Origin of the sequence: Myroides gitamensis (assembly GCF_029894455.1) — a bacterium.
Classification (GTDB): Bacteria; Bacteroidota; Bacteroidia; order Flavobacteriales; family Flavobacteriaceae; genus Flavobacterium; species Flavobacterium odoratum.
This window is the reverse complement of the sequence record NZ_JARYHN010000001.1, coordinates 2,193,930-2,214,194: the sequence shown is the minus strand read 5'-3', so window position 1 is coordinate 2,214,194 and position 20,265 is coordinate 2,193,930. Positions and strand designations below refer to the sequence as shown.

Sequence of the window (20,265 nt, the reverse complement as noted above, 5' to 3'; positions counted from 1 at the left end):
GATTGTAACTTGTTGGTGTTGCAGTTTTAATTCTAGTAAATGGAAAAATAGAGGGGGATAGATTGTTTCGTAATTCAGCTAAAAAATGGGTTGTTAATACACTAGGGGATTAGTGTTAAAAAGGGTCGGCTAAGTTTTATACTTTTAATCTATTAAGATTGATTTTACGAATAAAACAAGGTTGATAAATGTAGTTTTATTGTGAATTGTGTGACAAAATAAAATAAAAAATACCTAAAAACAAAATATAATATTAAATAAATGTAAAAATAATTATAAAATTCAATTATTGAATAATCAAATAAAGTGTAGTTTGTTTTGCTAAATATGTTATTTTGATGGGGATTTGGAATAAAATTCACAATCTATTTTAATGGAGATAAGTAATGAGAAATGGTGTTAAAAAAAGGAGAGAGTAGGAGCTTTTTTCCAAGTTTTTTTAAAAAAGATGGACTTTTTTGGGCAAGAAAATAGAATAAAAAAAACCGATAGCTAGGCTACCGGTTTTTCTGTTAGTTGTTTCTAATAAAGCTAACAGTGGTGTTTAAAATCGCCATAACATAAGTCCAGCTTGATACCCTGCACCTAAGGTCCAAATCAAAACATATTCGCCTTCTTTCAAAGGTTTGACGATTTGTTGATGTTGATCTAAGGCCACAAGAGGACTAGATGATCCAGAGTATCCGATTTCTTTAGAATAGAAGGGTACTTTGTGATCGGGTAGATTAAAGTGATTTTTGATAATCTCAATATTTTTTAAAGATAATTGAGAGAATAAAAACAAGCTGATGTCAGCTGTTGATAACTTGTTTCGGCGAAGAAAATCTTCTATTTTATTGGTGGCGTATTCCACACTACCGCTGCCATCAAATGAGGTATCCCACATGGTTAATTCTCCTGTTGAAAAGCAAGAATGCCCTTGAGGTGGAAATAATACAGTATTGCAAAAACTGCTGTCCGTGTGATAATGTACATCCACTAATCCTGCAGAAGTATCATCTTTTTCTACAATAAAAGCAAACGCAGAATCGGAAAAACAAAAAGCAGTTACAGGATTTTCCTGGTCAAGAATACTCGACATTTTTTCTGCACAGATAACCAATGCTTTTTGAGCCGTTTTGCTGTTGTTTAGATACTGGGCTACCTGATCTAAAGCGAGCAATGCACCAATACAATTGGCATTGATATCATAACACATGGTGTCGGGTTTGCCTTGTAAGGCTTGGTGAATGAAAATAGAATCATTGGGAATTTGATGTTCTGGTGTACAGGTTACAAAAGCAATAATGTCAATTTCATTCATGGAGATTTTACTCTCTCTTAAAACACCTTTAGCAGCGTCAATTCCCAAAGAAAGCGACGTTTCAGGTGAATCAGTTGGAACCACGTAGCGATTGGTTCTACCGAGTGCTTCTTGAATTTTTTTCATAGAAACACCCTGGTTTTCGAATTTTTGTATCACCGCTTCGTTGTTTTCTAATTTCGAAGGATGGTGAAAATACATGTGTTTTAGTTTCATACTATAAGGGGTTTTGTTGATAATAAAAAAATAGTATGGAACGAATTTAAGATTAAAATTATTTTTTTGTATTTTAATTATGTTAATATTTACTTATTTTTTATGGTGTTGGGAAATGAATTTTAGGCGGAAATCACCTGTACTCAATATAGAAAAAGGTACGGTCTAAACGAATTAAGGGTTGTTATTAGCTGCTGCAAGAGGAAGGTTGTGTTATTGAGAGTAATCTGTATGATGTGCTATTGACATCATATCAGTGTAAAATCTCAATGGATTTAGTTTAAAGAAGCAGGCTGCCTAAAATGATAAATAAAGTGGTCTTAGGATTCACTTTTATTTATGAAAGTAGGTCTGGTTTTGAGCAATGATTCTTGTTTATTCTTTGGGGCTTTTGCTTGGAGTGGAGTTGTAATATTGTAAAACATAAAAAATAAAAGCACCAAAAAAATAGAGTAGACAATCCTTCCAATCTCCGGTATAACGAGGATTGTGTTGGGGTAAATACCACTCAAAGTAAACGGAGTAAAAGAAGGCAACGCCTAAAATTAAAGGCAAGGAAAGATAAAGGGCTTGCTCTTGCTTAATTTTTCGAACAACAAATAAGCAACTAGTTAATACTAAAGGTAAGAAGAGAAAATCATTGACATAATTATTTACCCAAAAGGGAAGATGTAGCTGCGTTTGTTGCAGCAAATAGATACTAATAGCGATACCTAAGGCTATAAAAAAAAGTATTTTTTTCATTTTTAGCAGTTTGAATTACGATCATTAGGCTGCAATCATTCCAACGAGATACGCAATACCCGCTGCGATAGTTGCAACTACCAGCCAAACCGTGTGTACAATGATATAGAGGACGCGTACAAAAGGATTAGAGTGGTTGCGCAACGTTAAGAAAAAATTTTCTATGGCTGTCGGTTCACGAAGAATTTCTTTTTGAATGCGCTCTTCTTTTACGCGTTGTTGCTCTAGTTGGCGTTCTAATACAACATTGATGATCTCACCGCAGTTTGTGCAGTAATCTGTATTCAAATTTTCAGTCTGACAGTGTTTACACGTAATATAATGTTTACTCATGATTCGCTTTTAAATGAAGAGAAGCACCGTTGAGCTGTTTCTCTACTGCAAAATTGAGACAAATAGTTAGCGTAAAAAAGAACTATTTGTCATCAAAACTGTTCTAAAATACGCCTTTTTTGCATACCCTCTATTGAAGAGGATAATGAGTTCCTTTAAATGTGGGGTATGATACGCTAACTTTTGATTTAAAATTGCTTTCTGTATTGACCTGGAGAACAACCTACTTTTCTTTTGAAAAACTTACCAAAGAAGGAAGTACTGTTGAAGTGTAATTCATCCGCTATTTCCATTATAGTGAGTGTTGTATTGGTCAGCAAGAGCTGAGCTTCTATTATAATAGCCTGATCAATTAATTCTCCAATCGTTTTGGAGGTTACTTCTTTGATTACTTTGGCTAAATAACGATCGGAGACACAGAGTTCAGCAGCGTAAAAACGAACTTGTTTTTCGGTTCTAAAATGCGTTTGTAAAGCTTCTAAAAACAACAAGGTTAACTGCTCTTTTCTTGAGATATGTTCGTGTAAAATAGGATTTTGATGTTGACTAATGGCTTTTAGTTCAAGTAAAATTAAGGCAAATAGATGCTGTATGGAGGTAAGATAGTATTGAAAATTACTTTTCTGTTTGTTTTTTTGATCGACTAGTTCACATAGGTTGACTAAGGTTTTCAGCTGTCTGTCATCCAATAGGAGATGATGAACCTTGGGGGATGCTAGTAAGCTGAAATCGCTTTTTTCATTTTGAGTATGCGTAATGGCAAAGGTCTTGTCAAAACTCAAGGTAATAAATACTAAATCAGGACTGAATTTTTTAAAGTAGATGACGGTTTGTGGCGGGACGATGGCCAATGCATTTTGCTGTAGTTCATGCTTGGTTAAATCAAGTTGAACCGTCATATTTCCTTCAAGAATAAGCATTATGGTATAATTAGCTGTTCGATACGGGTGTTGAAGTGGATGATCCGATAGGTATTGCTTAAAATCAACATACAATCCACTTTCTTGAAAATCATGTTCAAGTAATTGGAGCATGTCTTGAATGGAATAGTTGTGAATTTTATCAGGCATCATAAAATAGAATGGAGAAAAGTGTGAAATCAACCTAGTGCGATACGAATATATTACTTTTTTGAAGGATAAAACAGGTGAAATACTCAATTAAATGACGAAAAACCTCTTTTGTATTGACTAAAAATTAACGAAATAAAACAACGATACTTTTAATTAGACTAATTCTAATATAATTAAACGTGCTTTTATAACGATTCTATAGTAAAATTTGTAAATAACAGCATATTGTTTTTAATTAGATTTAATATAAATAGATTTGTTGGTAAAATTATAACTACTTATTGATATGAATCATTTATACCCTAAATCAGAGTTTAGACCGTTGTTTAATCCTCATCAATTTTATTTTTATCAACCCAAGGGATGCCCATTAGGTTTTGTTTTAGGAATGAATTAAAGATAGCAAAGCGCATAAGCGTTTTCGAATAAAACGAAATAAATCACTACATAATCAAACAACATGTGTATCTATACAGTTAAAAAAACACTGCTCCTACTACTAGGAGGTATGCTAGGGTGCTTTACTACTCATGCACAGCATTTTCGAGCCCATACAGCTCAAACTTTTCCGGGGGTTTTCTACGGAGATGCCACCGTACTTGACGTGAACCAAGACGCTTATCCAGATTTAATATTCTCCGGAACTGGAGAAGGATATGGATCGGGAAATACGCTCGTCTATGTAAATGAACAAGATCATTTTACAGCTTTAAGTGATCAATTTTCTCAGATCATGTATTCCGCTATAGGAACAGGAGATTTGGATGGGGATGGGAAGATGGATTTTGCTATTACTGGATTTCGAAAAGAAGAAGGATTTCCCAATGAAAAGGTTTTTGAAATTTACTACAACAATGGCGACAATACATTTACTAAAAAGAATATCGCTACCATTATTCCAGCGCAATATGGATCGATAAAAATTGCAGATTTAAATGGAGATGGATTAGCCGATTTATTGGTTAATGGACAAACTGATGCAGGATATAGCTCTAAAGTTTATTTTCAGCAAGCAGATGGGGAGTTTGTTGATTCTAATATTGAACTGCTTGGAACTTATTTCAGTGCGACTGAAATCTTCGATGCAAATGGAGATGGATTACCTGATATCTTGATTACAGGTTTTAGTACTAGTTATGTACCAGCAACTCAGTTGTATCTTAATCAAGGAAATGGAAATTTTAGCCCCCATGATTCAGGATTAGGACCGGTTTACTTTTCGTCTATCAGCGTAGCTGATTTTGAGGGCGATGGTGATTTGGATGTATTATTAGGTGGAATGAATGGCAGCATGACGCATAGTCTTGTACTGTATTTAAATGATGGACAAGGTAATTTTACAGCTGCACCTTATGCGTTTGAAGGGATTATTATGGGATCCAGCGCACTTGTAGATTACAACAAGGATGGCTTTTTAGATGTATTCTCTTTTGGAAGTACTGCTTCTTCGGGTATCAAGACAAATATATATACCAACCAACAGAATCAATCGTTTGTTTTGGATGTAGAAAACTCTAATGCAATTAGGGGATTGAGTACGTCTAGAGCGAAGTGGTTTGACTTTGATCAAGATGGAGATATGGATCTCTTTGTGATCGGGTATACCAGTGATGGAACAGCAATGACTATGTTATACGAAAATACACTTGCTCCTGTAGTTCCTTCGGATTACTGCGATGTTTCTGTATTGTATGGCGTAGAACCTATTACGTTGGTGCAATGGGCTAATCTGAACAATCAAACGGATGTAGACCCTAATGCAACGACAGCTCCAGCACGTTATGAAGATTTTACTTCTATGATTGCACAAGTGCAACGCGGTCAGACCTATACATTGACAGTTAAAGGAAATACCAATGGGAATTTTGAAAATGATATTCGCGTGTTTATTGACTGGAATAACGATGGACAATTTGATATGCAAACGGAATTTTACACCGCATCATTATTGCCTTCTACAGGACAAGATGAGGTTAAAGTAGAAATTGAAATCCGAGTACCTGATACGGCTGTACTAGGAAAAACACGTATGCGTATTATTAAAGACAATTGGAATATTTATGAAGAAGGAGAATTTGATGCGTGTTTAGATGCAGAATATGGACAAGTGGAGGATTATTCCGTTCAAATAGCGGATGGTACAACTAATCCAGGAAATTATTGTGATGTTACTGTATTATATGGTGTGGAGCCTATTACTTTAGTACAATTTGCAAATTTAAATAATCAAACGGATGTAACTCCAAATCCAACGGTAGCTCCGGTGGCTTATGAGGATTTTACGGCGATGGTTGCTCAAGTAGAACGTGGTCAAACGTATACGTTGACAGTTAAAGGGAATACCAATGGAAATTTTGAACATGATATTCGCGCTTTTATTGACTGGAATAACGATGGGCAATTTGATGTTCGTACAGAATTATATCGAGGATTACTCTCACCATCTACTGGACAAGATCAGGTAAAAGTGGAGTTTGAAATCCGTGTACCTGATGATGCAGTAGTAGGAAATACACGTATGCGTATTATCAAAGACAATTGGTATATATACGAAGAAGGTGAATTTGATGCTTGTACTGATGCAGAATATGGTCAAATTGAAGATTATTCTGTTCAGATTACGGACGGAACAGTACAACCAGGTTGTACCAATCAAGAACCAGGAATGAATCCTGGAGATACAGGTTGTGTGACATTTCAATATAATGGATCTACTGTAACGTATACAACAGTTCGTGCAGTGGATGGAACCATTTGGTTGCAGCAAAATTTAGGTAGTGAACAAGTGGCGACAGCAGCAACAGATGCTTCAGCTTATGGAGATTTATTCCAATGGGGAAGATGGGATGATGGACATCAAAAACGCACCTCTACTATTGGAACTACTGCGCCTTCACCGAATACTCCGCGTGGATTAGGACAAAATAACAGTAAATTCTATTTGACTGATCCATCGTGGTGGCAAGCAGGAACAAGTACTGATACTTGGGGAGCTGCTACACCTCAAGAGGTAACAGATACGGAAGGATGTGATCCTTGTAAAGCACTAGGAGAAGGATGGACGTTGCCAACTCAAGATCAATGGCAGGCAATCATTACTGCGGAAAGTATTACCGATATCCAAACGGCTTTTGATAGTAATTTGCGTTTAACGGTAGCGGGTGCTAGAGGAGGAAATGGCGTTTATAACGAAGGATTACGAGGATACTACTGGAGTAAAACAGCTTCAACTAATCGAGATTTTGCAAAGCATTTATTCTATAGTAATATTACAATGAACGCGGGAGCAGGTGCTCCTCGTGAACAAGGATCTGCTATTCGTTGTATAAAAATGGCTCCTGTTGTGACACCGGATGATTACTGTCAACCAGAGATTTCGGATACTGCATATAGTCTACCTATTTATGAATTTACTCTTGGTACAACAACACAAACAAGTGGAAGTAATACAAGAGTTGAACCGTTATATGAAGATTTTACAGCGAATGTAATACCGGTAGCCAAAGGGGAAACGTATCCTATTACAGTGAAGGGAAAAAATGACGGACAGGATATGATGTTGGTGAAAGTTTATATTGATTACAATCGAGATTTTGAATTTTCAGCAGATGAAGCATTTACTATTGGGTTTTTAAATAATCTTGGTGGTGAAAGAGGTGAGGTATCAGGAACCATTCAAATTCCTGCTGATGCGTTAATCGGAGCAACGAGAATGCGCGTTGTGAGTATGTATCACAATCCAGAAACCACTTGGGTACACTTAGAAAATGTACCTTGTCCAACAGGATATTACCTGGGTCAAGTAGAGGATTATACATTGGATATTCAAGGACCACGAGTAGCAATAACAGGGGTAGAAGTGACCACAGCGAATAATGTTCCAGCAACCATTACGACTGAAAATGGAACTTTACAATTAGTTGCACGCGTATTACCAGCAGAGGCTAATCAAGCGGTAACATGGTCTATTGTTGAAGGGGAAGCATTTGCTTCTATTGATCAAAATGGACGCGTTTCTGCTTTAGCGAATGGCGTTGTAAAAGTAAGAGCTACTGCAGTTCAAGATACTACCAAGCAAGATGAAATTGAGATTACGATTGATATTGAAGCCTTGCGTTGTCCTCCAATAGTACTAAAAATAGAGGAGATTGGAGAAGAAAAGGCAACTCTTCGAATCCTATCTGATGCTACTGTTTTTGATGTCGAATATGGAGAAGAAGGATTCGTTCAAGGCCAAGGAACGATCATTGAAAATGCTTCAGCTGTACAGCTTATCGAAGGATTGGCAGCAGAAGTAACTTATGATGTATATGTACGGGTAGCGGATTGTTCTACGTGGCAAAAAATTAGCTTTGAAACAATTAAAGTAAAAGAGCAAACAATTACGGTAGAAAATGTAACGAAAGTATATGGTGATGCTCCTTTCCAAACAGGAGAATCAACAAGCCAATTACCACTTGTTTATACCGTTGCAGATTCAGCTGTTGCGGTAGTAGAAGCGGGAACTATTGTAATAAAAGGAGCTGGTGAAACAGAAATTCGCGTGAATCAGGCTGGGAATAATGAATACTTACCAGCAGAAGAAGTGCGTTTTACATTACGCGTAGCCAAAGCATCATTAGTTGTTCAGGCAACGGATCAAACCAAAACTTACGACGGAACACCACATACTATTTGGGACGTTACATACCAAGGATTTGTATATGGAGAGAACCCAAGTGCGTTAACGGGAACGTTGCTTTATGATGGAACGGCAATAGAAGCAATCAATGTAGGAACTTATTCGATTGAGGCAAGTGGATATACCTCGACAAATTATGAGATTCAGTATCAAGCAGGAACATTGGCTATTACCAAAGCGACGCTAGAAGGAATTGTATTTGAAAATGGCTCATTCTTGTATGATGCAACACCTAAATCTATTGAGGTTAGAGGTGAACTACCAGCAGATGTTCGCGTAACATATGAAGGAAATGGACAAGTTGAGGTAGGAAACTATACCGTTACAGCACAACTTCACGGTGGAGCAAATTATGAAGACAAAACTTTAGTAGCCAACCTACAAATTCGCCATGCTTTAGCGGATCTTGTGTTTGAAGATGCAACTTTTGTTTACGATGGAACAGCGAAGCAAATAACGGTGCAAAATGTACCGGAAGGCGTAACGGTAACGTATCAAAACAATGATAAGATTGCAGCAGGAACTTATACCGTTATTGCTGTTGTTCAAGGAGGAAATGAATATGAAAATACCACCCTTCGCGCTACTTTAAAGATTACCAAAGCGGCAATTGAAAATATTCAATTTGAAGGTCAGACGTTTACTTATGACGGAACAGCTAAATATATTTTTGTTTCAGGTTCACTACCTCAAGGGGTAACAGTAGAACATAGCAATAATGGAAAAATTGAGGTGGGAAGTTATGAAGTAAAAGCGAGAATAAATGGCGGAAATAACTATCAAAGTAGCGAATTAACAGCTACTTTAAAGATAGAAAAAGCAAATCAAGAGATTCGTTTTGATGAATTAGAAACGCGAATCTTAGCTGAAAGTGAAGATTTCCAACTTCAAGCTACAACAACGTCTAACTTACCTTTACACTATACCTACACCTATACTAGTGGACAACCTGCTGCTGAGGTGAGTGAAACAGGTTGGGTAACGCTTAAAAAAGTAGGAGAAATTACGATTACAGTTACGCAAGCAGGTAATGCAAATTATCACCCTGCATTGGCGGTAAGTCGCGTGTTGCGTATTGTAAATAACGATGCTTCTATTCACGATATCTGGATTGATGATGAGCAGTATACTAAACCTCAAAATCAGATTTACCACTTGATGAGTTGTGAAGATTTGAGAACAGCGGTTTCTGTAAAAATTGGAGTAGATGAAGGAGCAAAAGTAACACCTAGTGCAACATTTAGTATTTCAGTACCTAAACCAGGAATTTACAAACAAACGGTTACGGTTGTTTCACAAAATGGAAAAGTAAAAGAAGAGTATGTTATTATAGTGGAAAAACCATTTGCTTTTGAGCAAATTGCGGTACAAAAATTCAATAATACGCTATTGATTAACAAAAATCCACAGACCAATGGAGGCTATCAATTGGTAGGATTCCAATGGTATAAAGACGGAAATCTAATTTCAGAAGAACAAGTCTATTCTGCGGGTCCTAAATCAATATTAGATCGCAATGCAGTGTATCATGCTATTGTTAAAACAGCAGAAGGAGAAGAAATTCACGTTTGCCCAATGGAAATTACAACTGTGGTAACACCTGTGATTCAATTGTATCCTAATCCAGTAACGCTTGGTCAAAAAACGACCCTAGAAGTACATGTTACAGGTGTTCAATTAAGAGGAATTCCTGTTCAAGTATTCAATTTAAACGGGCAATTGGTTCATACGTTTTCAATGGAAGGAGAACAGACAACGATTTATTTACCTCAAAACATACAAGGAGGAATGTATGTAGCCATTTTTGAATTAAATGGAACAAGAGAGTCAATCAAATTTGCAGTAAAAAAATAAGATGAAGACAATAAAAATAATGGGCTGGGTCATAAGTATGGTACTAGGCCTACATACAGCCCAAGTAATGGGACAGGAAGTTGAAGTTTCTGTTTTAGGAGGATTAACAGGAGGAAGAAAACCCACTATTGGGTTATCCGATGGATCTACCGTTGGTTTTTCAGCTTTGTACATGCAAGAAATACACCAAAATCTTTCTTTAGGTGTTGGATTGGAAGTAGGAGCGTATCAATTAACGAAAGAAGATTCTAATTATAAAGGAACAAGTCCTTCGATTGATGGGCAAGGAGCTGCCTTTGAATTTCGCTATACAATAGCGAAATTCAAAGAAGAACTCCGCGGTAATTATTTTGCTATTCCCATTAAAGTGCAATATGTAGGACCCAATTTAGGAAATGAAAAACTACGTCTTTATGCCGCTGGTGGAGTGAAGTATCAAATCTATACCAAAGTAAAATCAACACAAACCTTAGAAGGGGTAAAAACGAGTGGCTATTATGAACAATGGGATGCCGAATTGCACAATCCAACCTATGCCGGTTTTGGAAACCTCGGAGATAAAACAGAAGAAAATAAGCTCAAATTAAACAGCGGTTTTTTTGTAATGGGTGAACTAGGTGTGAAGTATGATATGGCTAATAACCAAGCACTTTATCTAGGATTCTATGGAGATTGTGATTTAGGTGCTGCAGGTCAAGCAGACAAAACCGTATTGACATACAAGGAAAAAGAACAACTTAATAGTATCTTACCTGGTGAGAATGAACGATATAAATTGAGAATGTTTACTTTGGGAATTAAGGTAAAATACAGTTTTGGTTTATAAGATTGTTTTTTAAGTATGGTATAAATCTCTCGTTGAGCGCTGTTTTTATTAAACCTAGCCTCAATTTAAAAGAGTACATTAGCAGAAATGCAAAAAAAAAAGCTTGAGTTTTTACTCAAGCTTTTTTTTATAGCCGAAAGCTGTCAATTGTCAACTGCAAACTATCCACCGTCCACTGCTCTTTATTTAGCCTTTAAATGAGTAGCTACACCAATTCGATTCCAGGCGTTGATAGTGACCATACACATGATCAGTTGAGCAAGATAAGTTGTACCAAATAATTGTTCCGCTTGTTGATATAATTCATCGCTGATTCCACCTTGGTGAATGAAAGTAACGGCTTCTGTTAACGCTAGAATTACCTGTTCTTCTACAGTAAAAAGTTCAGTTTCTCTCCAGCCTGCCAATACAAGTAAACGCCTTGCAGATTCTCCATAAGCTAAGGCATCTTTGGTGTGTAGATCCAAGCAATACCCACAACCGTTTAATTGGGATGCTCGTATTTTGATGAGTTCTTTGTGTGTAACGGTAAGTTGTGATTCATCGAGGTATTGCTCTAGTTTTAGCATCCCATCATAAGCTTTGGGATCTACGCTGTAAATCGGTTTTCTCTTTGACATATTCTCTTGTTTTTGAATGAACTCAAAAGTAGAATTTCGTCAAGTAAAAAAACTTCAACCCGTTTAAGAAAAACGCTTCTTTTTAATTTCACTTAAATATTCAGGGCTAAACCCCAAGTAAGAAGCTAACAAATATTGAGGAATGCGCTGTACAAAAGTAGGAAATTGCTTTTCAAAGTGAAAGTATAATTCTTCTCGACTGTATTCATATAAGAATTTTAAGCGATGTTGAGCCGCACCAGAGGCAATCTGAAATAGCGTTCGGAAGTATTTTTCCATCATCGGATGGGCGTCCACTAAGGCTTTAAAATTAGCATGCGTAATCCAAAGGATATCCGATGGCTCAACCGTTTGGATGTAGAGGTCGCTTATTGTTTGTTTTTCAAAGGCAAGATGATCGGTTAACCACCATTGTTCAATAGCAAAATCTAACGTTTGTTCTGTACCGTTTTCTTTGATATAATAACTTCTTAAACAACCTTGAAGTACAAAGTACATCCTGTCACAAAGCATACCAGCTTCTTGAATAGTCGTTTTTTTAGACAACGTCTGAAAGGTAAAAAATGAGCAGATAGATGCTATTTCATCAGCCTGAAGTTGGTTGGTGAATCGCTCAATATGTGCAATAAAAAGAGCCTCATTTTTCATATTAGGTCGTTTGGTATGGATTAAAAGTGATAGGAATCAAAGATAATACTACTAATATACACATGAAAAATATAATTCAGTATTAGAAATGAAAGAAGAGAATCAGTAAATAAATTTTTTAAATCTCTATTTGTGGGTTTTTATTATTTTATAGTTAAAAAAATATTTAATACTGAGTGTTTTTGTGTTTTTGATGTGACTTTGTTTGTTTTGTTAGTCTAGAAAATAAAATAATTAGATGTAGGATTGATTATAAGAACGAAGAAAAAAGAGGAAGTATGAAAGAGAAAGAAGTTAAAAAGGTAAAAAAGCAGGAGAAATATTCTCGTACAATATTACGAGTTAAATTGGTACTCTTATTTTGTTGTTTAGTCTTAATGGGGATTTTATTCAGTAAAGGGATAGAGCAAAGTTATACTGTTTGGTTAGCCTATAGTATTTTGGTCCTTGCGGTTCATCTCGTACAGAAAGGGGTTCATCGGTATTATCTATCTAGACAAGTAGAGAGAACAGAAGGAACAACTAACGCATATTTGAAAAAGGAAAATGTAATATTAAAACCAAAGGGAAATATTGTGGCTGTAACAAGAGCTATAATGACGGTTGCTGAGGTAAAAGCATTGCAAACATTACTTTACACTCATGTAATAGATACAAAGCTTTTTTTAGATGCTAATTTGACACTGAGTAAGGTGGTGAACCTGCTCAAAGTAGATAAAAGTAAATTAACAGGCTATTTTAAACATTCTGCCTCTTTAAGTTTTAAACAATATATCAATCGATTGAGAATAGAATATGCCATGATTATCATTCGAGATCGAGAACACGATATTACCGTTGAGGAGTTAAGCTTCCTTTGTGGATTCAATTCCCGTTTATCTTTTTATCGTGCCTTTGTTTATTTTTATGGATTTGCTCCCTCTGCACTTTTAAAGAGTTAAAAAGGATTATTCATTTTTTGGATGAAGAATAAAAACAAGGAGAACTCTCCTTGTTTTTATTGTTTAAGTGTAAAAGTTAATTCGTGTATCATTCCGCTTTTTTGACTATTTATTCTTTTGATTGATACTTTTTTTAACTTTTTGGTGATTTAAGTTTACGTATTGATTGTGATGTATACGTTTTTTTGTCATGCTTTACCAATTTGATACATACAAAAGAAACCTTTCTTGAGATGATGTTACTGATGAGAAAGATAAAAGTGAATTTAAAAGGATTTATATCAATGCACGATCAATTATCCCCTTATTTACGGTAGCAAAAGATTCAACACGAGCAGATATCCAATCAGGGTTTCATTAGAAAAATAGATCGAAAAGGAATCACGGTATTCTAGCTTCGAGTAATACGAATGAAACAATCCATATTCAAATTGACCAATTGTTTCAAACGAAACACTTTTTTTAAACTTTGTTTATTATGCCATTACAACATTTTTTTCTTATCTTATTAGTACCTATTGTTTTGTATGAAATTATTACAGTCTATCATTGTGTTGTGCCTGAAGCAAAACGAGGCGTTTATTATGCGACTACCTGGTTCAGTTTCTTTGTAGTTATTCAACTAATTCTCTTAGTTTATGAAGATGTACTGCTACATCATGTTTTTCATTTTTCAATTTGGATGTTGTTGTTCTTGTTTTATGGTCCGTTTTTAAATCTTATTGTTTCCAGCGGGCAAAGAGATTATCAATATAGGAGTAATGCCTATTATTTCAGTGATTTTTATCGTATGGTTTGTGTATTTATTTTTGGATTATTTCTATCCTTAGTTGAGAATAAGTGGAGCTATGTTGATGAGAGTATACTTGGCATTTTTAGTATTGCCTTTTTATATTATGGGATAATATTGCGAAAAAAAATAAAATTGAATCATGAGAGTCTACTAGATAATTTGGAGCAACAAGGGAAATGGAAAAGAATGTTCCCCCTAATTGTTGGAGGGGTATTAGTTAGCATTTTCTATCTTTTATCTAAGGATATTAAGTTGTCTGTTTTCTTATTGCTTCTATTTTTTTATGTGTATTTGACTTTTTTGAGAAAAAAAATGGAAAACGAAGCGAGTTTAATGAGCAATCAAGAGGAGGAAATTTTAGATCAAACAGAAGAATGGAAATTGGCGTATAGGAACAAAGTAGAAGATAGACAAAACAAGGCACAAGAAGGGCATGCACTAAAATATGGACAAACTAAATTAAATGATATTGTATTGCAACGCTGTAATATAAAGGTAAATCACATTATAATTGAAAATAAATCCTATTTAGATGCCAATTTTAAAATGACAGATTTAGCATCTAGAACGAAAATATCACGGTATTATTTGGCTCAATATTTTAATGTAGTATATCAAATGAATTTTCGGGAATACATAAATAAACTGAGAATAGAACATGTGGTGCAGTATATTGAAAATCATCAGCAGAAAGAAGAATTAAGTGTACAAGATTTGTTTTTAGAAAGTGCTTTTAATTCGAAAACCTCTTTTTTCAAAAGCTTTAAACATGTTTTAGGGTGTACGCCATTTGAGTTTTTGAGAAAGAACCAATAGTACATATCCATCTTTCGTTTTTTTGTGAATAGATACGCAATAGATCCTTTTTAGGGTCTATTTTTTTTGTTTTAGAAAAATTGGAATGAAAATATTTTATGTGTTTTGGAATCAAAGTTAAAGTGTGTTTCATTTTGGTTTTTATATTATTTATGATTCTTTTTTTAACTTTTTTGTTAATTAAGTTTGTGTTCTGAATTTTTTTTTGATTGTTGTAGCTGCTTTTATGTTGCTACAAATGAAGACCATGTGGGCATTCAATTGATGGTGAGGATGAAAATAAACGTTAAAAAATAAATTATGAAAAAAAAAGTCTTATCAATCGCTGTATTACTCTTGGCCTCTACTGTTCATGCACAAGTGGGAATTGGAACTATTACACCAAATCAATCAGCAGAATTAACGATTTGGTCTAAAGCAGGGGATAAGGGATTGCTTATTCCTAGTGTTCCATTGACAAGAACGACGGATCAAACGACGATTTCAAATGGAAATGTGGAGAGTTTATTAGTATATGCTACTAAAAAACAAGGAGATATCGAACCAGGGTTTTACTATTGGAATACAACCAAATGGGGGCGTATCGTTCCTGATTCTGAAATCGCGAATCTAGTTATTAAAAATTTCACAGCAATTATTAGTAATGAAGAAGTGAAAACTGATTTAGAACAACTTTTTCAAACGACAGGGGGGAATGTGTATTACGATGGAACTACGTTTGAGTATATGGATACCAGTGGTACCAAACAAGAAATTGATTTCACAGCGTTGATCCAAGAAAAACAAACGGTTACTACGTTAGTTAACAATAATGATGGTACTTACACCTATACGAATGAAGCTGGAGTGGCAGTTGTGATTGATGTCCCTGCCCACGTGATTAACAACTTTGAAGAGATTGTTAATAATGTCGAGGTACAAGAAGTTTTGAATCAATACATTGCAAATAATGGTGGAAATATGTTTTACGATGGTACCACGTTTGAGTATTTGGATGCAAATGGAATTAAACAAGAAGTAGACTTCTCGGAGTTGATCCAAGCAAATGGAACAATGAACACAATAGTGAAAGCGAATGAAACTACTACTAAATTAGTTAAAAATAGTAACACTTCTTATACGTATTATAATGAGAGTGAGATTGATAGCGCAGGTAATCCTATAGCGAATACAGGTGTTACAATGAAATTTCCAAAAGGAATATCAGTAGTTGCAGATGAACCTGGGTATAATGTACGTAGTCAACCTACTTGGATTTATAGCGACATGATATACCAAGATAATCCAGGGAATGAGTTTTATAATACGAATGGAGAATTTAAAAAAGTTTTTTCAACTAAATTCGATGGTAAGCCCATAAAAAATATCTTTGTAAGTTTTGCTCTAGAAGGAGGTATTTCTACTGTCCCTGAATATGTCGCGAGTAATCGAGTTTGGGCAATGATGGATGTGAGAATTTATATTAATGATGTTTTGGTAAAAGAGTTTATAAATAGAAGGTATTATTTCGGTGGAGCAGGAAGTTATGCTGCAGGGACTAATCAAGATTACCATGAGTATGCTTGGGCAATAACGATACCAAATTATGTGACTTTACGGGCAACGGCTAATACATTAGAAATCAAAGTTACGCCTACAAGAAATAATTTCTACCAAAATAGGTCGTCAGGAGCGCCAATAGATGGTCATTTTAACTCGGACACAGATAAAGTATTTGACATGAAATTAACTGGTTTTAACCTGTTATTATTCAAAGAATAAACTCCTTGTAAAATACTGCGTTGAAGTATTTAGGTATGTTGATTGAAGTCGTGCCTATTTTTGGACTAACAACCATCAGTTAAGTTTTAGCGCATGAAGTAATAGTACTTGTAAAACCTCATTTTTACTGATACTAAAACATTAAATAGATCCTCTTTAGGGTCTATTTTTTTTATAAGGAAGGCCATGACAAATTGGAGGCATAGAAGAGGAATAAAAACTGCGTTTTAGGTTCCCTTCTGTATAAAAGAGCAAGAAATTGGACTAGCCTTATCGGTTCTTTTATTTTTCTTCTCTCATTTTAATCGAGAAACAACCAAAATAGAAAAGATTGAAACGCAAGTAATCCTCCTTTTAAAGAGAAGTAGTCGAAAAGGGTGAAAGTAGTAGGCGAGAAATGTTAATAAATATAATGAATGTGTTTCAGTCAGTAGTACAAAAAAATCATCAATCAGAGGTAAGGAAAATAGTTGTGTTCTAACGTGGATTGAAATTTAAATGATGCAGAAGTTTTAAAATAAGCAACCCAATGAATTTTGAGATAATCACTTTGTCTTTGTTTGGGGATTGAAGTAAAGACAGGCCTTTTGATCCTGTGTTCGAATCCATTATTAAAGGCACTGTATGATTTAATGAAAATGTTTTTTATACTTTTTTGAATAAAAGTTAAAGTGCGTTTCATTGCGTTTTTTTTACTTATTTATTGTTTTTATGATACTTTTTTTAACTTTTTTTCTGATTTAAGTTTGAATAATGATAATCGGATAAGATTCTCATAAGGATTGTCACCCAAAGTTTTGATCAGGCAAACCTTAGAAAGAAATACTTATAAAAGATTCAAGTAATAAAAAGAAAAATAAATTGATAAATATGAAAAGAAAATTACTATCAATCGCCATGTTGCTTTTAGCTTCCACCATTCAGGCGCAGGTAGGTATTGGAACAGTATCCCCAAACAAATCAGCTGAATTGACGCTGTGGTCTAAAGATAAGGGGTTGCTTATTCCCAATATCCCATTAGAAAGCACCACAGATAGGACAACTATTGCAAATGGAAATGTAGAAAGTTTATTAGTATATGCTACTATAAAACAAGGTGATATTGAGCCCGGTTTTTACTATTGGGATAAAACGAAATGGACGCGTATTGTAGCCGATACTGATATTGCGAAATTGGTAATCAATAATTTTACGGAGATTGTTAATAATGAGAACGTAAGATATGAAATCGAACAGATCTTTAAAACCATAGGAGGTAATGTGTATTATGATGGTACTCAATTTGAGTATATGGATAGTGAAGGGGTAAAACACGTCATTAATTTTGCTGAGCTTGTTCAGGCTAATGAAACCTTAACTATTTTAGGCTATGATGCAGTAGCAGGTATAATAACGTATCAGGATGAAAATGGCGATAGTATAGCGGTTGACATTAAAGGAGCAGTTAAGTCTTTTGAAACAGTAACGAGTGTGACCAGTGATGCGAATGCAGGAACTATTACGTTCAAAGATGAAAGTGGAGTTGAAACTGTTTTGAACATCCGTCAGCTGGTTCAAGCCAATGAAACCTTAACTGTTTTAGATTATAATGTAACAACGGGAACCTTAACCTATCAAGATGAAAGAGGAAATACGGTAACAGTTGACATCAAAGGAGCGGTTAAGTCTTTCGAAACGGTAACGAGTGTTACTAGTGATTCGAATGCAGGAACCATTACGTTTAAAGATGAAAGTGAGATTGAAACTATTTTGAACATCCGTCAACTAGTTCAAGCTAATGAAACCTTAACTATTTTAGATTATAATGTAACAACAGGAACCTTAACGTATCAAGATGAAAGGGGAAATACAGTAACAGTTGACATCAAAGGAGCGGTTAAATCTTTTGAAACAGTAACGAGTATAGCAAGTGATCCTAATGCAGGAACTATTACGTTCAAAGATGAAAAAGGACTAGATACAGTGTTGGACATTAAACAGTTGATTGCACTTAGTGAAACGTTAACCATTTTATCATATAATGAAACGACTGGAATTTTGCTCTATCAAGATGAAAAGGGAAATATAACAAATATTGATCTCAAAGGTGCTGTTAAGCTTCATGAAACCTTAACTGTTTTGGGCTATAATACTACTACAGGAGCATTAACCTATCAAGATGAAAAAGGAAATACAGTAGTAGTAGATATTAAAACGGCTATCAAATCTTTCGAAACTGTTACAAGTGTAACGAGTAATGAAACAGCAGGAACTATAACCTATAAAGACGAAAGAGGAAGTGATACTGTTTTAAATATCAAACCAATCGTTAAAGCGACTGAGACATTGACTGTTCTAGGCTATGATGCAACAACAGGAACCTTGACTTACCAAGATGAAAAAGGGAATACTTCAACAGTTGATATCAAAGGTGCAGTTCATGCGTTTGAAACTGTTACCAGTATAACTAGTAATAATGCAAATGGAACTATTACATTCAAAGACGAAAAAGGAGTTGATACAATAGTGAATGTTAATCAGTTGGTAACGCTGACTGAAACGCTGACTGTTTTAACGTATGATCCAACAACTGGAATATTAATGTATATAGATGAGGTTGGGAATACTTCAACAATGGATATCAAAGATGTTATTAAAAACAATGAAACACTAACTGTTTTAGGCTATGATGCAACAACAGGTTCATTAACGTATAAAGATGAAGCAGGCAATACGTCAATTGTAGATATCAAAGCGGCTGTCCAAACACATGAAACCTTAACTATTTTAGGGTATGATACAGCTACAGGAACGTTAACGTATAAAGATGAAAAAGGAAATACAACAACGGTAGATGTCAAAGCAGCTGTTCAAGCCTATGAAACGTTAACGGTTTTAGCCTATAATGCAACTACGGGGATGTTGACGTATAAGGATGAAAAGGGTATTACGGCAACGGTAGATTTAAAATCGGCGATTAAAGCACATGAAACGGTTACCAAATTGGTCGATAACAACAACGGAACCTTGACCTATTACAATGAAAGTGAGATAGATGTTACAGGTATACCTATTGCTAATACGGGACTGACATTTAGAATACCTAAAACGGAATCATACGAGTTAACGAATGTTTTAACCCCTGGAAATGCACAAAGTTTTCCAAGTGAATGGGATTATGAAACCATGGTGAATGACTATAATGGAACAGATTTTTATGCCTTGACGCAAGCAACTCCGCTTCCTATTTTTACCAGTTATTTTGATACGAATCAGAATCCAGGTGATACAAAATTTATGAATTTTGATTTTTTTGTGGAATGTACTGCCTTAACGATTGGCAACACAAACCCTAATAAACAGGTTTTAACAGAACTAGAGGTACAGGTTTTAATTAATGATGTACTTGTGAAGAAGTTTTTTCCTCTGAGATACACTTTTGGAAAAGAAGAGGGATATGAGCAAAATCATATTAGACATTATGGAGGAATACTATCGTATTCAGATAGTTTAAATCTTGTTCCAACAAATAATAAACTAGAAATTAGAATTTGTCCTACACGAACTAGTTTTTACAATAATGAAGGAACGCGAACTGGTTCTTTCTTGAGAGGTTCTAAAACACTATCCATAAAGGTTTTAGATCCTATATTTCACATTTTCGAAAAACAATAACG

General features: G+C 35.0%; 12 protein-coding genes. 6 read left to right on the top strand and 6 right to left on the bottom strand.

Annotated elements, in window-relative coordinates:
- Positions 1-544: 544 nt before the first annotated feature.
- The 4 genes from M2306_RS09715 to M2306_RS09700 all read right to left on the bottom strand — a co-directional run bounded on the left by M2306_RS09715 (position 545) and on the right by M2306_RS09700 (position 3,669).
- A complete protein-coding gene (locus M2306_RS09715) occupies positions 545-1,519 on the bottom strand; it encodes a 3-oxoacyl-ACP synthase III family protein (protein WP_115089644.1) in 975 nt (324 codons plus the stop codon).
- 375 nt (positions 1,520-1,894) lie between these two features.
- Positions 1,895-2,263, bottom strand: coding sequence for a hypothetical protein (locus M2306_RS09710; protein ID WP_259190553.1), 369 nt, complete (start codon positions 2,261-2,263; stop codon positions 1,895-1,897).
- Positions 2,264-2,287: 24 nt separating this feature from the next.
- Positions 2,288-2,596 (bottom strand): hypothetical protein, encoded by a 309-nt coding sequence (locus tag M2306_RS09705; RefSeq protein WP_259190556.1) that lies wholly within the window; start codon positions 2,594-2,596, stop codon positions 2,288-2,290.
- A gap of 188 nt (positions 2,597-2,784) precedes the next feature.
- Positions 2,785-3,669 carry a helix-turn-helix domain-containing protein gene (locus M2306_RS09700; protein ID WP_259190564.1) on the bottom strand — a complete coding sequence of 295 codons (885 nt, stop codon included), beginning with the start codon at positions 3,667-3,669 and terminating at the stop codon, positions 2,785-2,787.
- Between the two features lie 460 nt (positions 3,670-4,129).
- Here M2306_RS09700 and M2306_RS09695 point away from each other — a divergent pair, with 460 nt between their 5' ends.
- Together M2306_RS09695 and M2306_RS09690 are read left to right on the top strand one after the other, a co-directional pair.
- A complete protein-coding gene (locus M2306_RS09695; protein WP_259190570.1) occupies positions 4,130-10,204 on the top strand; it encodes a GEVED domain-containing protein in 6,075 nt (2,024 codons plus the stop codon).
- Position 10,205: 1 nt separating this feature from the next.
- Positions 10,206-11,030, top strand: a complete 825-nt coding sequence (locus M2306_RS09690) for a hypothetical protein (RefSeq protein WP_259190576.1) — start codon at positions 10,206-10,208, stop codon at positions 11,028-11,030.
- Positions 11,031-11,212: 182 nt separating this feature from the next.
- On the opposite strand, the gene M2306_RS09685 is transcribed toward M2306_RS09690, so the two are convergent.
- Both M2306_RS09685 and M2306_RS09680 read right to left on the bottom strand, forming a co-directional pair.
- Positions 11,213-11,650, bottom strand: coding sequence for a carboxymuconolactone decarboxylase family protein (locus M2306_RS09685; RefSeq protein WP_115089650.1), 438 nt, complete (start codon positions 11,648-11,650; stop codon positions 11,213-11,215).
- 63 nt (positions 11,651-11,713) lie between these two features.
- Positions 11,714-12,298, bottom strand: a complete 585-nt coding sequence (locus M2306_RS09680) for a Crp/Fnr family transcriptional regulator (RefSeq protein ID WP_259190577.1) — start codon at positions 12,296-12,298, stop codon at positions 11,714-11,716.
- Between the two features lie 278 nt (positions 12,299-12,576).
- Here M2306_RS09680 and M2306_RS09675 point away from each other — a divergent pair, with 278 nt between their 5' ends.
- The 4 genes from M2306_RS09675 (at position 12,577) to M2306_RS09660 (ending at position 20,263) form a co-directional block, all read left to right on the top strand.
- Positions 12,577-13,239, top strand: coding sequence for a helix-turn-helix domain-containing protein (locus M2306_RS09675; protein WP_115089652.1), 663 nt, complete (start codon positions 12,577-12,579; stop codon positions 13,237-13,239).
- Between the two features lie 478 nt (positions 13,240-13,717).
- The gene (locus tag M2306_RS09670; protein WP_259190580.1) at positions 13,718-14,848 is read left to right on the top strand and encodes a helix-turn-helix domain-containing protein; all 1,131 of its coding nucleotides are present in this window, start codon (positions 13,718-13,720) and stop codon (positions 14,846-14,848) included.
- A 300-nt stretch (positions 14,849-15,148) separates the two neighbouring features.
- The gene (locus M2306_RS09665; RefSeq protein ID WP_259190581.1) at positions 15,149-16,609 is read left to right on the top strand and encodes a phage tail-like protein; all 1,461 of its coding nucleotides are present in this window, start codon (positions 15,149-15,151) and stop codon (positions 16,607-16,609) included.
- An 870-nt stretch (positions 16,610-17,479) separates the two neighbouring features.
- Positions 17,480-20,263, top strand: a complete 2,784-nt coding sequence (locus tag M2306_RS09660) for a phage tail-like protein (RefSeq protein ID WP_259190583.1) — start codon at positions 17,480-17,482, stop codon at positions 20,261-20,263.
- Positions 20,264-20,265 lie beyond the last annotated feature (2 nt).

Bases quoted from the DNA above. Each gene is read 5' to 3' on its own strand.
- M2306_RS09715 (WP_115089644.1), bottom strand. From the start codon at position 1,519: ATGAAACTAAAACACATGTATTTTCACCATCCTTCGAAATTAGAAAAC.
- M2306_RS09695 (WP_259190570.1), top strand. From the start codon at position 4,130: ATGTGTATCTATACAGTTAAAAAAACACTGCTCCTACTACTAGGAGGT.
- M2306_RS09660 (WP_259190583.1), top strand. From the start codon at position 17,480: ATGAAAAGAAAATTACTATCAATCGCCATGTTGCTTTTAGCTTCCACC.
- M2306_RS09710 (WP_259190553.1), bottom strand. From the start codon at position 2,263: ATGAAAAAAATACTTTTTTTTATAGCCTTAGGTATCGCTATTAGTATC.
- M2306_RS09680 (WP_259190577.1), bottom strand. From the start codon at position 12,298: ATGAAAAATGAGGCTCTTTTTATTGCACATATTGAGCGATTCACCAAC.
- M2306_RS09675 (WP_115089652.1), top strand. From the start codon at position 12,577: ATGAAAGAGAAAGAAGTTAAAAAGGTAAAAAAGCAGGAGAAATATTCT.
- M2306_RS09685 (WP_115089650.1), bottom strand. From the start codon at position 11,650: ATGTCAAAGAGAAAACCGATTTACAGCGTAGATCCCAAAGCTTATGAT.
- M2306_RS09700 (WP_259190564.1), bottom strand. From the start codon at position 3,669: ATGATGCCTGATAAAATTCACAACTATTCCATTCAAGACATGCTCCAA.
- M2306_RS09665 (WP_259190581.1), top strand. From the start codon at position 15,149: ATGAAAAAAAAAGTCTTATCAATCGCTGTATTACTCTTGGCCTCTACT.
- M2306_RS09670 (WP_259190580.1), top strand. From the start codon at position 13,718: ATGCCATTACAACATTTTTTTCTTATCTTATTAGTACCTATTGTTTTG.
- M2306_RS09705 (WP_259190556.1), bottom strand. From the start codon at position 2,596: ATGAGTAAACATTATATTACGTGTAAACACTGTCAGACTGAAAATTTG.
- M2306_RS09690 (WP_259190576.1), top strand. From the start codon at position 10,206: ATGAAGACAATAAAAATAATGGGCTGGGTCATAAGTATGGTACTAGGC.